Annotated in this window: 16 protein-coding genes; 9 read left to right on the top strand and 7 right to left on the bottom strand. The window is 32.7% G+C overall.

Features of this window, described 5'->3' with window-relative positions:
• Positions 1-8: 8 nt before the first annotated feature.
• Together HT586_RS02235 and HT586_RS02230 are read right to left on the bottom strand one after the other, a co-directional pair.
• A complete protein-coding gene (locus tag HT586_RS02235) occupies positions 9-1,193 on the bottom strand; it encodes an MFS transporter (protein ID WP_203546148.1) in 1,185 nt (394 codons plus the stop codon).
• A gap of 117 nt (positions 1,194-1,310) precedes the next feature.
• A complete protein-coding gene (locus tag HT586_RS02230) occupies positions 1,311-1,874 on the bottom strand; it encodes a winged helix-turn-helix domain-containing protein (protein WP_111745139.1) in 564 nt (187 codons plus the stop codon).
• 367 nt (positions 1,875-2,241) lie between these two features.
• Between HT586_RS02230 and HT586_RS02225 the strand changes: the two genes are divergently transcribed.
• The 8 genes from HT586_RS02225 to cspD (HT586_RS02195) all read left to right on the top strand — a co-directional run bounded on the left by HT586_RS02225 (position 2,242) and on the right by cspD (HT586_RS02195) (position 7,172).
• On the top strand, positions 2,242-3,183 hold the full coding sequence (locus HT586_RS02225) for a DMT family transporter (RefSeq protein ID WP_203546147.1): 942 nt from the start codon (positions 2,242-2,244) through the stop codon (positions 3,181-3,183).
• A gap of 101 nt (positions 3,184-3,284) precedes the next feature.
• The gene (locus HT586_RS02220; protein ID WP_203546146.1) at positions 3,285-3,683 is read left to right on the top strand and encodes a hypothetical protein; all 399 of its coding nucleotides are present in this window, start codon (positions 3,285-3,287) and stop codon (positions 3,681-3,683) included.
• Positions 3,684-3,954: 271 nt separating this feature from the next.
• Positions 3,955-4,155, top strand: coding sequence for a cold-shock protein (locus tag HT586_RS02215; RefSeq protein ID WP_096077387.1), 201 nt, complete (start codon positions 3,955-3,957; stop codon positions 4,153-4,155).
• Between the two features lie 182 nt (positions 4,156-4,337).
• Positions 4,338-5,636 carry an IS1182 family transposase gene (locus tag HT586_RS02210; RefSeq protein WP_111744502.1) on the top strand — a complete coding sequence of 433 codons (1,299 nt, stop codon included), beginning with the start codon at positions 4,338-4,340 and terminating at the stop codon, positions 5,634-5,636.
• Positions 5,637-6,078: 442 nt separating this feature from the next.
• The gene (gene cspD / locus HT586_RS02205; protein ID WP_096077388.1) at positions 6,079-6,279 is read left to right on the top strand and encodes a cold-shock protein CspD; all 201 of its coding nucleotides are present in this window, start codon (positions 6,079-6,081) and stop codon (positions 6,277-6,279) included.
• A gap of 113 nt (positions 6,280-6,392) precedes the next feature.
• Entirely contained in the window at positions 6,393-6,518 is a 126-nt protein-coding gene (locus HT586_RS12490) for a hypothetical protein (RefSeq protein ID WP_269152463.1), read from the top strand.
• Positions 6,515-6,715: a hypothetical protein gene (locus HT586_RS02200; RefSeq protein ID WP_203546145.1), complete on the top strand. Its 201-nt coding sequence runs from the start codon at positions 6,515-6,517 to the stop codon at positions 6,713-6,715. The genes HT586_RS12490 and HT586_RS02200 overlap by 4 nt, the downstream gene beginning before the upstream one ends.
• 256 nt (positions 6,716-6,971) lie before the next feature.
• Positions 6,972-7,172 (top strand): cold-shock protein CspD, encoded by a 201-nt coding sequence (cspD, locus tag HT586_RS02195; protein WP_096077388.1) that lies wholly within the window; start codon positions 6,972-6,974, stop codon positions 7,170-7,172.
• Positions 7,173-7,248: 76 nt separating this feature from the next.
• Here the strand turns inward: cspD (HT586_RS02195) and HT586_RS02190 are convergent, their stop codons facing one another.
• The 3 genes from HT586_RS02190 to HT586_RS02180 are packed head-to-tail and all read right to left on the bottom strand — an operon-like array spanning position 7,249 to position 10,326.
• Positions 7,249-8,103, bottom strand: coding sequence for a hypothetical protein (locus HT586_RS02190; protein WP_203546144.1), 855 nt, complete (start codon positions 8,101-8,103; stop codon positions 7,249-7,251).
• A gap of 1 nt (position 8,104) precedes the next feature.
• Positions 8,105-9,058 (bottom strand): magnesium/cobalt transporter CorA, encoded by a 954-nt coding sequence (corA, locus tag HT586_RS02185; protein ID WP_203546143.1) that lies wholly within the window; start codon positions 9,056-9,058, stop codon positions 8,105-8,107.
• A gap of 50 nt (positions 9,059-9,108) precedes the next feature.
• Positions 9,109-10,326 (bottom strand): YncE family protein, encoded by a 1,218-nt coding sequence (locus tag HT586_RS02180; protein ID WP_203546142.1) that lies wholly within the window; start codon positions 10,324-10,326, stop codon positions 9,109-9,111.
• 128 nt (positions 10,327-10,454) lie between these two features.
• Between HT586_RS02180 and HT586_RS02175 the strand changes: the two genes are divergently transcribed.
• Positions 10,455-11,525, top strand: coding sequence for an NAD(P)H-dependent flavin oxidoreductase (locus HT586_RS02175; RefSeq protein ID WP_203546141.1), 1,071 nt, complete (start codon positions 10,455-10,457; stop codon positions 11,523-11,525).
• Between the two features lie 36 nt (positions 11,526-11,561).
• Here the strand turns inward: HT586_RS02175 and HT586_RS02170 are convergent, their stop codons facing one another.
• Both HT586_RS02170 and HT586_RS02165 read right to left on the bottom strand, forming a co-directional pair.
• A complete protein-coding gene (locus tag HT586_RS02170) occupies positions 11,562-12,878 on the bottom strand; it encodes an APC family permease (RefSeq protein ID WP_188018098.1) in 1,317 nt (438 codons plus the stop codon).
• A 135-nt stretch (positions 12,879-13,013) separates the two neighbouring features.
• Positions 13,014-13,838 (bottom strand): pyruvate, water dikinase regulatory protein, encoded by an 825-nt coding sequence (locus HT586_RS02165; protein ID WP_096077395.1) that lies wholly within the window; start codon positions 13,836-13,838, stop codon positions 13,014-13,016.
• Between the last annotated feature and the right edge of the window lie 3 nt (positions 13,839-13,841).

Below are 13,841 nucleotides of genomic sequence, written 5' to 3'. Positions count from 1 at the left end.
GTATAAACTTAGACGGTTTTTTGTATATCAATCTTACCACCTATACGCTGTAGCAACAGAAACACTACTGTTAAACTCATAAATCCAATGGCTGAAATATAAATCGGCACATCTACACCAAATTGTTTTGCCACAACGCCTCCGAGCAATGATCCCACAGGCATAGCAACCATACATAGTGCATTCATTATAGTGCCTACACGTGCTAACACTTTATTATCAACCATCTTCTGAATATAAGTAAACATACTGATATTTAGCACCATAATCGGTAATGTCATTAAACCATAAAAGAAAATTGAGACATAATAATTTGGAACAACAGCTGTAAGTATCATACACACACCAGATACCAATGGAGAAATCATTAATATCTTGTTGATATCTACATCTTTAAATTTAGGAGTAATGAGTGAACCTATTAATGCAAAGACAACACTCGCGGTTAAATAATAGCCATATGCATAATCTCCACCTCTACTATAAGTAAATGCCGGCAATATCGCATTGGTCATGCTCCCTGTAAAGTTTGCGATCATAGCAGGTAAGGTAAATAAAAACAATTTATTACCCACGAAATATTTCCATCCTTCAGTTATAGAAGTTCTGTAAATTTCAGTATTAAATACGCCGTTATCAATATGGTTATATTTAATCTTGGCGAAGAATAGCACAGCTAAGAAGAATGTCACTGCATTTAGAAAATACACACTTTCTATACCAGCTTTCATGACTAGCCAAACTGTTATTAATTTTGCAATGACACCTATAATCGTCGAACCTGTACTTACAAAACTGTTATATCCAATAAGTTCATCTTCTTCCATCACTAAAGGAGACAATGCACTTTCCGCATTACCTTCTACCACTTCAATTAATCCTAAGATGAACAGACTGAACAATAAAACACTTATAGGCATAAGATTCAAATAGAACATCACTGCAATAAAGATCATAATAAATAGTTGCAAGATTTGTGCTATTAGCATCATCTTCTTGCGATTGAAGTGATCAATTACCGGGCCAGCAAAAGCAGAAAGAATACCTGGTGTAAAGATAATTGCTGATGTGACACTCGTTATAAAGGCATCTTTTGTCACATCAAAGATATACCACATAATTGCTACTGAATAAATTGAATCACCTAACGCTGAAATGAGCCTTCCTGTTAAAAGGTAATTTTTGTTCGACATATTATCACTCCCATTATTTTTATCGTTAAAATATATTTTACTGATAAAAATAAATAAGTCAATAATAATTATCAGACTATTTTAATATACAAAAAAAGTAGAGCAGCCTATGCTACTCTACTCAGTTTCATCTTTATACGACGACAATTGAATTTGATATAAATTTTTGTGTTCTAAATTTTTATACTTTTCTTCATATTTTTGACTTAATGCTCTCATCTCATTCATTAATTCCATCCATTGTTCGTATGGTAATTCTACTTCTAAATTAGACATTTGAGCACTGTTTGGTGTCTCGATTTTCTTTAATTCCTCTTCTGACAATTCACCATATTCATCAACATCTCGTTTGAGCGCATCAAATACTTTCTGAACTTCTAGCGTATAGAATGCTAATATAGTATCGAAGTTTTCTTTTATCGATGGAAAATCAAAATTAATTGGTGATTTATTTAAGTGTTCACTTGAATAGTAATACTCCGTCATATTCTTGATCTGTCTTTCTTCAACTATTTTTAACGCTTCAACTTCCATCAGTTTCTTGATAGGATAATAAAGATTTGATGTCTTTACATCTAAAGCTTTTGCAATTTCTTTTGTTGTCATCGCTTTTTCTCGTGTCAACTGAATGATTTGATTCGCTTTTTCATCAATTAATATTTTCAGTAATTCATTTGCCATTTTCTCACCTACAGCTTTTATCGTTTAAAATAATTTTAACATAAAAATGGAAAAAAAATAAAAGCTCTAATTGCGATCAGCACTTTTAATGATAGAAATAAATTAACATGATTAATATTAGAATCAATACCGCTCTAAAAACTTTTGTGTCTCATATACTTATTAATTCATTAATTGGATTGTAAGAATTGTTTATTTACTTTTTCCGTCAATACCTTGTCCAGCACTTTCTATATATGTACTTTCTGATCTTCTATATTCCCTCGTTACCTCCACACTTAATTAACTGAAATTATTAATACCCTTCACTATGTTATTTACACATAAATCATGTATGATAATTTTATTAATATATAGGAGTGTTGTTATGATTTATATTTTGTTAGCCTTTGCAATCGGGTTGATGATGCCTATTCAGACAGCTGTTAATTCAAGATTACGTACATACGTATTATCCCCTTTTATGGCATCATTTATTTCATTTTTAGTGGGAACGACCTTTTTATTGATAATGACACTTGCAACAAAGCATAGTGTACTGATACCTTTATCCACATTCCAGGATAATCCTTTTTGGATCTGGATGGGTGGTTTATTAGGGGTCATCGGCTTAACCACTAATATACTGCTCTTCCCTAAACTTGGTGGTGTACAGACTGTAGTTCTGCCAATTATGGGTCAGATTATGATGAGTATGTTAATCGACCATTTTGGATTGTTCTTCTCTCCAGAGAAAAGTTTTACATTGCTTAGATTCATCGGCATCATTATTTTAATGCTTGGTGTCTTCTGTGTGATCGTTTTACCTGATTATTTGAGAAAGAAACATAGTAACTCAAATGTCTCAACTGAAGGTGGCAATAAATTGCCGTTTCAAATTTTAGGGGTTGTAGCAGGTATGCTTATGGCTAGTCAATCTGCTATTAACGGACATTTAGGCGGTTTGCTTGATTCAGCAATTCATGCAGCTTTCATATCATTCCTTGTCGGTACAACGATTTTATTTATCATCGTTGCAGTGGTTTTTAGACAACTAGGCAACTTCAAACTAGCACTGGGTAATGATAAACCGAAATGGATTTGGTGTGGTGGTATTCTCGGCGCATTCTTCGTGTTAATTATGGCTTATCTTGTACCGATTATCGGAACTGGACTCGTTGTTGTAATCTGTTTATTCGGCCAAATTTTATGCAGTGTATTGATTGATATGTTTGGTTTACTTGGCGCAAAAAAAGTCCCAATCACTCGTGTTCAAATGTTGGGATTAGGTTTATTAGTATGTGCTGTAGTGATGATCAGACTTTTTTAAAGATATTTTTATTAAGGATAAGAAATTTTAAGCCATCAACACTATAAAATCATTTTCTTTTATATTACAGATTTTGCTATAATTGTTTTGAGGTGATCATGATGAATAACACGCTTCCTTTAATGGATATCAATAATAGTACATCAATGATTTATAAAGTTTACAACATTGAACATGATCCAAAAGTAGTGAAATTTGAAATTGCTTTTATTAATGGGCATAGCAACTTACAATTTAAACATATATTATATGAAGAAGATCTGATTATACTCAGTCGCCTTCAATCATTAAACACAGGTAAATATCATTTTATAGAACCATCATTATATATCGATATCAAGAATATTCATGAAACAACTATCGATATTACGATTCACTTAAAAGCTTTATTAGAAAATCATGATGCTTCTCATGGCGCTGATTATGCATACGATATGACAGTTGAACAACATGGTTTCATTCATTTTATCGAATATTTACAGCACCACCTGGCACAATAAACCAATTTCAATTCTCCTAATATATGCCTCAATACACGTAAAATAAATTCTTATTTTACTCATATTGTATTAAAGTGACTATAAATACTAGACAATTGTAATAAATCATTATATAATAAAATCAAATACTATCGTACATATGCAAGAAATTAAGGCTCTTCACATCATTACAAAGAGTAATAATGTAAGACAACACTTTTTGTAATATGTGAAGTGTTTTCTTTGTAAAACATTAGATATTATTTAATAATTTATTGGAGGTCATTATATTATGGCACAAGGTACAGTTAAATGGTTTAACGCAGAAAAAGGTTTTGGATTCATCGAAGTTGAAGGTGGAGACGACGTATTCGCTCACTTCAGCGCTATTCAAGGTGAAGGTTACAAAACTTTAGAAGAAGGTCAAGCAGTTGAATTCGATATCGAAGAAGGTCAACGTGGACCTCAAGCTGCTAACATCGTTAAATTATAATATTTAATGTTTAAAGATAAGCCCTCAAGGGGCTTATTTCAGACTGTAGACAAAGTCTCCTTCGGAGATGAAGTTTACAGTCTTTTTTTGATAAAATATAGATATATCATTGAACGGTGGTGTTTTACTTGATTAAGAGAAGTAAGTCTGAAGATATTAATATCATTCGCAGTCAATTTGAAATGTATTCATTAGAAGACCTTGTACCAGAAAATCATCTTCTAAGAAAAGTTGATAAAGTATTCGATTTATCCTTTGTATATGATTTAGTAGAAGAAAAGTATTCTACAGATAATGGCCGTCCAAGTATTGATCCGGTTGTATTAATAAAAATTGTATTAATACAACACCTTTTTGGTATCAAATCAATGCGCCAGACAATTAAAGAGATTGAAACTAATTTTGCGTACAAATGGTATCTCGGTTTAGGCGTTAACGATAAAGTACCTCATTTTTCTACCTTCGGTAAGAACTATTCTAGACGATTTTATGATAATCAGATTTTCGAAGAAATCTTTTCTCGTATTCTCAAAATTGCTATAGATAATAACTTCGTAGATAATACTTCACTATTTATTGATTCAACGCATATTAAGGCCAATGCCAACAAGAAGAAATTTATTAAACAAGAAATACAGAAGACTGCTAAACATTATGAACAAGAGCTTATTGAAGATATCAATTCTATTAGAGAATCTGAAGGAAAAAAGCCTCTAGCTTCAAGAAAGGAGGAGAATCTTAAAGTAATAAAAATAAGTAATAATGATCCCGATGCTGGTTACTATGTTAAAAGTGAAAGAGAAAAACAATTTGCCTATAGTGCGCATACATGCTGCGATAAGTATGGTTATATCGTTGATTTTCATTTAACTCCTGGTAATGTTCATGATAGTACACAGTTAGTACCTATGATTGACAGGCTTGAAAGTAAAAAACTACTACCGAGATATGTTGCTGTGGATTCTGGATATAAAACACCTCATAATGCTAAGTATTTATTAGATAAAGAAATTCTACCAGCTATGCCATATAAACGTCCCATGGGTCCGAAGGACTTAATGAATAAAAATGAATTTATATATGACGAATACTATGATTGTTATATTTGCCCTAATAATCAAATGTTGAAATATCAAAGAACAGACAGCGATGGTTATCGTTTGTATATTTCTAATCCAAATAAATGTAAGGATTGTCCTTTACTTAATAAATGTACTAAGAGTAAAGAACAGAAAAAAATCGTTACAAGACATATATGGCAACAATATCTTGATATTGTTGATGACTTGAGATTCATAGACACTATAAAAGCTATATATAAATTGCGTAGTCAAACAATAGAAAGACGTTTTGCTGATGCTAAAGAACAGCATGGTTTGCGATGGACTAAGTACAAAGGAATTCAAAAAGTCACCATGGAGACCACGCTTATTTTCGCATGCATGAATTTAAAGAAATTAGCAAATTATCTAGCAGGTTAAGCTGGATATTTTGCTAATTTCTTTAAAATAACAATATTTTTCGAAGAAAAAAGACAAACTCACTTATAAAATTGTGAGTTTGTCTTCAGTCTGGATAAGCCCTCAAGGGGCTTATTTTTATATCTTTAATTTCACTTATTTGTCTATTATTGATTTATTTAAGATCTATTTTACAAATAATAAAATAAATTATTTGCTCATTTTAATCGATACCTACGCACTTTAACGAGATAATAAGACCAAACCACAGGAACATACGTTTGACTTATACGAATATCCGTTATATACTTAAGTCAAATATATCGGACATATGCAACAAACAAAGCTTCTTCACATATTACAAAAAGTAATCGTGTTAAGTCGAGACTTTTTGTAATATGTGAATTTTTCTTTGTAAGAGAAACATTAGATATTATTTAATAATTTATTGGAGGTCATTATTATGACACAAGGTACAGTTAAATGGTTTAACGCAGAAAAAGGTTTTGGATTCATCGAAGTTGAAGGTGGAGACGACGTATTCGCTCACTTCAGTGCTATCGAAGGAGACGGCTACAAATCTTTAGAAGAAGGTCAAGCAGTTGAATTCAATATCGAAGAAGGTCAACGTGGACCTCAAGCTGCTAACATCGTTAAATTATAATATTTAATGTGAAGAAATAAGCCCTCAAGGGGCTTATTTTTTTTTTGTTTATTGAGAATGCTTTATTCATATGTTAACATTATTGGTATAAAAAACCATAAAGAAGTGTTTTTATGAGAGAATTACTTGCTGGCATTATTATATTAACCTTCATCTTTTTTGAATTATTTAAATATAAAATATATGGTCAAACGAAGATGTTTAAAGCAAAACACCCAGTAAATAAAGAAAAAGAATGATCGGAACTTCTGCTTATGCTAAAGCGTTCGATTATGTTATCAGCATCTTGTTCATCTTTTCATTTTATAAACTATTAACACTTGATGCTTCCAAACCAATTAATATTATTCAAGACGTACCAGAACTCATTTACTTAAGCGCAACTTTAATCGTGTTGCTTTATAGTTTTATTAAAGAAAATAAAGGTTTTATGTAAGAGATAGATCCTTGCTACTCTATTCAACAATTTATAGCAGCCTTACCAGGAGAAAATAAACTAAAGTTACAAATGCATTGACAAATCATTATATCCGTTATATACTTAAGTCAAATATATCGAACATATGCAAGAAACGTAAGAACTTCACCTATTACAAAAAGTAATCGTGTTAAGGGTTTGCTTTTTGAAATATGTGAAGTTTTATTATGTAAAACATTAGATATTATTTAATAATTTATTGGAGGTCATTATTATGACACAAGGTACAGTTAAATGGTTTAACGCAGAAAAAGGTTTTGGATTCATCGAAGTTGAAGGTGGAGACGACGTATTCGCTCACTTCAGTGCTATCGAAGGAGACGGCTACAAATCTTTAGAAGAAGGTCAAGCAGTTGAATTCAATATCGAAGAAGGTCAACGTGGACCTCAAGCTGCTAACATCGTTAAATTATAATATTTAATGTTGAAAAATAAGCCCTCAAGGGCTTATTTTTTTTGCATAAAATTAATTATACATCCTTATGGATGTATTAAAAGTTAAAGAAGCATAGAATATCACTATAATCATCTATCGGTAATATAACTTTATAGTCTTTTATATCAACATATGTCTCCTTGATCATTTGTTTGGAAATTGGTTCTTCCATATCAACAAAAAGCGCCATTTCACATATAGTGCCCTGATTTCCATTAATATTATAATATTTCATTAAAAATTCAGGAGAAATATTTCCATTGATCAGTAAGAAACCTTCATATTTTTCATATTCAACTTTGTATCGTTCTAAAATTTCTTTCGTTTCTTCATAACCTTCTTTTAATATTGCTCCTGTGATATTAAACGCTTCTACTAGTTCAAAGAACTCAAGTGAATCCCATGAAGCTGACCAACCCAGGGATTTATATCCTCTAATTTTAGTATCTACAAAATATATTATTTCTTTAGCATCTGAATTGAAAGATTCCCATAAATAGTTTTCAGTGAGTGTAAAGGTATCCTCAATAATTATAATATCTTCAAATTTAGGGTGAATGTATAAGTTTCCACTAATTATGTTCCAGTAAATTAATGGCTGATATTCACTGTCATAAATCAATAATAAAGTGTCTATATACTCAATTTGCTCCGCAAAAGACAAATTCATTATCTCTTCTACTTTAATCCTATAGCTTTCTTTATTATATCTAGGTTCACTCGAAAAACTATGAACGATTATTAATTCTTGTGGGTATTTCCTAAAGATATTTACAATGGCATTCACAGCTTTTGCATTCATCACGTGTCTTTTTATAAATGTATTCTCTAATTCTTTTCTAATATTTAAATCAATTCTAGATTCATCTACTTCTGGTTTTGGTCTTTTCTTTCTAAATAATCCTAACATGTTAATACCACTTCTTCTTTTTAAAATACACCATACTTACAACTAATAATAACGCCATAACTATCAGTACTGTAAAATATCCATATTTCCATTTCAGTTCAGGCATGTACTCAAAGTTCATCCCATAAATTCCTGCAATCAATGTCAATGGCAGAAATACAGTTGATACGAGGGTTAGCATCTGCATTACACGGTTCATTCTATAGTTGTTATATGATTCATAGTTATTTCTTATTTCATCCGTGAGTTCCTGAGAATTATTGATAATATTCTTCTGCTTAATCATATGGTCCTGAATATGGTGAATATAATGGTGATCGTGTTCTGTTTCTATCATATGCTGATCACGTTCTAATTCATCTACCAGTTCACTCATTGGTACGATAATCCCTTTGATACGAATCAATTTTGCTCTTAAGTCAAAGATATCATCCATAATGTAGTGTTGTTTTTTATCAGTAGAATGTCTCTTTTCAAAACTCAGTACTTTTTCTGCTATAGATTCTACAGTTTCCGTATAGAAATCTACTATCTTATCAAGTAACATCATTGCTGCTACTTTTGGTGTTAAATTACTTGGTGCTTCTTCTTCTAATTCTTTGGCTAAAGCATCTATTTCATCTGTGGCTTCAATATCTTCATCGTGATAAGTAATAAATACATTATCTTTCAAGAGAACGTTAATCGTTTCTGCTTCATAAGTATCACGTTCAAACTTCTGGAACACTAAATACTCATATGCGTTATAGTTTTTATATTTCGGTCTTGAGTTACTACGTATGACATCTTCTATCGTTAATCCATTAATATCAAAGTGTTGTTTAAAAAGTTCACTCTCTTCTTCATTTGCCCCTTCAAAATCAAACCAAATAAATGGAGCATCTTTTGGCAGGTCATCTATTGTATTAACACGTTTTAATTTATTATCGTCATGATACAAAATGCTTAATGCCATGTTCTCCCTCCCTTATATATATTCTTTAATAGAATATAAAAAGATCAAAGCTATTTTACTAGCGATACTTTATCATCATAAACAGAGATTGTACCGCCATAGTTCGCTACCCATACATCACCTGTCGTATTTTCATAAGTGATACCAATCGGATGGAACCCAGCTTCCACACGTGTAATTTCTTTCAACGTCTTCGTATCAAACTTTGATACTGTATTTTCATCGTAATTAACGATATATACAGCTGTACTGTCTGGTGAAATCGCCATTGAACGTGGCTCTTTTCCTGTCATAGCACGCGCAATAACTTTATCTGTTGCAACATCATATTTTAATAGTTCATTAGCACCAGCCACCGTAATATAGATTGTCTTCCCTTGATTATCAAGTACTAAATGACGTGGTCTTTGTCCTGTCTGCAGAATCATTTCACTTTTACCTGTTTCTAAATTCACTTTATAAATTTCATTAGAGAACATCGCTGTAACGTAAGCTGTTTTATTATCTGGAAGTGATACAATACCACGTGGCATTTCATTTAAAGGGATTTGTTCTGTTTGTTTAGCTGTCTTAGTATCTACTACTGATAAAGATTTATCACACCAGTTAGATACCAGTAATTTTGAATTATCTTGAGTAAGTGCTACATATTTTGGTACGCGTCCAACTTGAATGACCTGATCCCAATCTTGCTTTTCAGCATTATAACGATATACTACAGATGCTGCGATTGATTTACCTGCTGAACACATATCTTCTGCTTCTGCACCATGGTCTGTTAATTGATATTGAGATACATATGCATACTTACCATCTTCTGTCCAAACTGCTTCAACTGGTGCACCACTTACAGGTTTATCAAAACCTTCTATACCAAACTTTTTAAAGTCTACTCTATCAGATAACTTTTTAATGAGTTTACGTGATTTCGCATCATAAACTGTAATTGTATGCTGATACATCATATTGTTTGCAATAACTTGACCTTTATTATTCGCGACAACTGATTTTGGGGTAATTGGTCCTTCGCTAATCGTATCGATTAATTTCATCGTTGTTGTATGAGATGCTGGTCTATCTTTATCAATTTGATCTGCGGTCACATCTTTTTCAGACGAATCTTTTGATTCAGTCGTTACTTTTTCTGCTTTGTTTTCTTTAGTCGTTTGTTCTGTTTTTGTTGATTCCTCGGTTGTTTTCTTTTCTTCGTTTGCACATCCAGCCATGAGTATCATTGCTGATAACATTAAATATCGAATCGCACGCATAATGTTCTCCTCTTCTTTTCCATTTTTTATTTAAATATAGCATAAATTAAGTAATGTCACATTGAAAAATTTAGTTTCAATTTACTAATATGTTATAGTGACAGTATGATAACAAAGAGGTGAATGATATGTGGAACAGTACACGATTGACTGATCAATTAAGCATTGTATATCCAATCGTCCAGGCAGGTATGGCAGGAAGCACGACACCCGAACTCGTCGCAGCAATAAGTAATGAGGGCGGTTTAGGAACCATTGGTGCAGGATATATGACACTTGATAACTTAAGAGATGAAATTAAAGCTATTCGCAATTTAACCAATAAATCATTCGCTGTCAATTTGTTTGTGCCTGAAGATATTCAATACAATGATAGTGATATACAAAAGATGCAAAAAGAACTCAAGCCTTATTATGATAGATATGATTTAAAGACAGCGGATGTTAAAGCACATTCTGAACAAACTTTTCTTGATAAAATTCAGTTGTTAATGGATATGGAAGTTCCAGTTGCAAGCTTTACATTTGGCATACCTTCCCAAAGCTTGATTAACGAATTAAAAAAGAAAGGTATTATTACAATCGGTACAGCAAGTTCAGTTGAAGAAGCGAGAATGATCGAACAAAGTGGATTAGATATGGTGGTCGCGCAAGGATATGAAGCAGGTGGACATAAAGGCGCGTTTACAAAAACACGTTCAATCGGCACAATGGCATTGATTCCTCAAATTGTAGATAGCGTGTCTTTACCTGTAATTGCAGCTGGAGGAATAATGGATGCGCGTGGTATACTTGCGTCACTGATGTTAGGCGCAAGCGGTATGCAAATGGGGACTGCTTTCTTAACAACTCATGAAAGTAAAGCACCAAACGTGCATAAAGAAGCAATCATCCATGCTCAACCTGAGGATACAACAGTGACTAAAGTATTCAGCGGTAAAAGTGCGCGTGGTATAGAAAATAATTTTATTAATGATTTAGAAGCTAGTGACGTCAGTATACTGCCTTATCCGCTTCAAAATGATTTAACGACGAGTATTCGTCAAAGTGCAGCTAAGAACGGTGATACCGGTCTTCTTCATATGTGGTGCAGTCAGGCACCTACACTTGCCAAGAAAGTCAATGCACAAGGTTTATTTAGAGAAATCGTAGCACATATCGATCAGTTAATACTGGATTTTAAAATGAATAATATATAAAATGCCGCACAAAAAAATCTCTCGTTCGAGAGATTTTTAATATTGTTCTTTTTTCATCTGATAAAGATAGATGGGTATTCCTAAAAGCGTGATGATTGTTCCTGTTATCGCTAGCCCAAATTGCGTAAACAATGTATTTAGCATAACGAACAGTCCTGCCAGTAAAGCAATCATAGGAATGACTGGATACAATGGTACTTTATATGGACGCACGAGTTCTTTTTCTTTCTTACGTAATACAAATACTGCATAAAATGCCATACAGTAAAATGCCCAGATTACAAATACAAGCATATTTGTGATTGAATCAAAAGCCCCAAGAGAAACCATAATAATCGCAATAACGACCTGAATCAATCCGCTCATCCATGGTGCACCACTATTTGTGAGTTTCGTGAATACATTTTTAAATGGCAGTAAATTTTGTTTTGCCATCGCTTCTGGTACACGCATTCCTGTCATCGTATAACCATTCAATGCACCATACACTGATACCATTATTCCGATTGTAATTAATTTCCCACCAGATTGCCCAAATAAAATTTCTGCTGTATCAGTTGCTGCGTTTAAATTACCTTTAAGTTCAGCAATCGGTGATGTAAATAAAAATGTTGCGTTTACTAATAAATAAATAATTGTAACTAGACCTAATCCTAATGTGATTGCTAATGGTAAATCTCTTTTCGGATTTTTCATTTCCCCGGCAATATTACCGACATGAATCCATCCATCATATGCAAACATTGTCGCAAGCAATCCAGCACCTAGTGCTACAAAGAAATTAATACCTGTGTCACCTGTCGTGGGTATTAAAGATACCTGAACATCTCCCGTCTGCATTAAACCAAACACGACGATAGCAATGATTGGTATAAGCTTAACGACCAAAGTAATGGATTGCAGTATCCCACCTGCCTTCGAGCCTAGACAGTTAATCAATAATATTGAAATCATCGCAATAACAGCTATCGGAAATAGCCATCCCTTTCCGATGTGAAATAAATTATCAATTTGCTGTGAAAATACAATCGATTGTGCTGCAATCATCGCAGGAAAGTAAATAAAACTTTGTGCCCATCCTGCTAAAAATCCAAAAAACTTACCATACGTAAATTCAATATATGTCGTCAGTCCACCATTTCTCGGAATAGCTGCTGCAAGTTCAGCTACTGTCAGTCCAGCACATATCGTGATCAAACCACCTAATAGCCATACAAACAACGTCATACCTGGTGTTCCTGTTACTTCTGTTATATTAGATATTTTAAAGAATACACCTGAACCAATAACAGTCCCCATTACAAGTGCTAAAGCTGAAAAAAATCCTATACCTTTATTCATTCCTTTTTCCATAATTACCTCCTTTTAATCCTCAATCATAATATCATATAACTGTCATTCTCGTATGTTGTTTTACTAAATTAATTTTCAGTAAATTTTTTCGAAACAAAAAAGGATCGAGACAAATCGTCTCAATCCTGGGTATTATTATTTACGTTTCTTTAAATATTGTTCTATATAGAATGCCGACTCTTCAATCGACTTATACTCTGTATTAATAACGGTAGCATTTAATCGATTGAATACTTCTTCAGCATAGCTTAATTCTTCTTTAATACGTTTCAAATCATTATATTGTCCCGGTCCTGTAAGCCCTAAAACTTTAATACGTTCTGTACGTATATTCATAATATAATTCGGACTTGCAGTCAGTCCAAATACCTTTAAATTCTTTTGTTGATATACTTCTTCAGGAATAGGTGATTCAGGCACTAAAGGAATATTCGCAACTTTAAATCCTTTATTTGCCAGATACATACTTAACGGGGTCTTAGAAGTTCTAGAAACACCAACAATAACTGCGTCAGCTTCAGCTAAATTATGAAAGTTTTTACCGTCGTCATATTTCACTGAGTACTCAATCGCTTCAATACGTTTAAAGTATTCTTCATCCATCTTTCTAAGCGCGCCACTTTCACCAACCGGTTCCATATCAGTATGATTTTGTATGACTCTGATCAAGCCTGTCATATAATCAATATATGACAAGCCAGTCTCTTTGGCAAATACTTGTCCCAGACGATTAAATTCTGGATTTACAAGTGTTGTAACTACGACTGCTTCTTTTTGTTTTGCTAGTTCTAAAATGTTCTTAAACTCTTCTTCATCTTTGATGAATGAAAATTTCTTCACACTTACAGATGTTAGTTTCGGAAATTGAGATAACGTTGCATGAAGCATTCTATCAGCGGTTTCACCGATAGAATCAGATACGATATAGATTAATAAATCTTTAGATTCATATTTACTCAATGT

Source organism: Macrococcoides bohemicum (assembly GCF_016865215.1).
Lineage (GTDB): Bacteria > Bacillota > Bacilli > Staphylococcales > Staphylococcaceae > Macrococcoides > Macrococcoides bohemicum.
The sequence above is the reverse complement of the archived record's forward strand: the minus strand, read 5'-3'. Positions and strand labels throughout refer to the sequence as shown.

Bases quoted from the DNA above. Each gene is read 5' to 3' on its own strand.
- HT586_RS02235 (WP_203546148.1), bottom strand. From the start codon at position 1,193: ATGTCGAACAAAAATTACCTTTTAACAGGAAGGCTCATTTCAGCGTTA.
- HT586_RS02230 (WP_111745139.1), bottom strand. From the start codon at position 1,874: ATGGCAAATGAATTACTGAAAATATTAATTGATGAAAAAGCGAATCAA.
- HT586_RS02225 (WP_203546147.1), top strand. From the start codon at position 2,242: ATGATTTATATTTTGTTAGCCTTTGCAATCGGGTTGATGATGCCTATT.
- HT586_RS02220 (WP_203546146.1), top strand. From the start codon at position 3,285: ATGAATAACACGCTTCCTTTAATGGATATCAATAATAGTACATCAATG.
- HT586_RS02215 (WP_096077387.1), top strand. From the start codon at position 3,955: ATGGCACAAGGTACAGTTAAATGGTTTAACGCAGAAAAAGGTTTTGGA.
- HT586_RS02210 (WP_111744502.1), top strand. From the start codon at position 4,338: ATGTATTCATTAGAAGACCTTGTACCAGAAAATCATCTTCTAAGAAAA.
- cspD (WP_096077388.1), top strand. From the start codon at position 6,079: ATGACACAAGGTACAGTTAAATGGTTTAACGCAGAAAAAGGTTTTGGA.
- HT586_RS12490 (WP_269152463.1), top strand. From the start codon at position 6,393: ATGAGAGAATTACTTGCTGGCATTATTATATTAACCTTCATCTTTTTT.
- HT586_RS02200 (WP_203546145.1), top strand. From the start codon at position 6,515: ATGATCGGAACTTCTGCTTATGCTAAAGCGTTCGATTATGTTATCAGC.
- cspD (WP_096077388.1), top strand. From the start codon at position 6,972: ATGACACAAGGTACAGTTAAATGGTTTAACGCAGAAAAAGGTTTTGGA.
- HT586_RS02190 (WP_203546144.1), bottom strand. From the start codon at position 8,103: ATGTTAGGATTATTTAGAAAGAAAAGACCAAAACCAGAAGTAGATGAA.
- corA (WP_203546143.1), bottom strand. From the start codon at position 9,058: ATGGCATTAAGCATTTTGTATCATGACGATAATAAATTAAAACGTGTT.
- HT586_RS02180 (WP_203546142.1), bottom strand. From the start codon at position 10,326: ATGCGTGCGATTCGATATTTAATGTTATCAGCAATGATACTCATGGCT.
- HT586_RS02175 (WP_203546141.1), top strand. From the start codon at position 10,455: ATGTGGAACAGTACACGATTGACTGATCAATTAAGCATTGTATATCCA.
- HT586_RS02170 (WP_188018098.1), bottom strand. From the start codon at position 12,878: ATGGAAAAAGGAATGAATAAAGGTATAGGATTTTTTTCAGCTTTAGCA.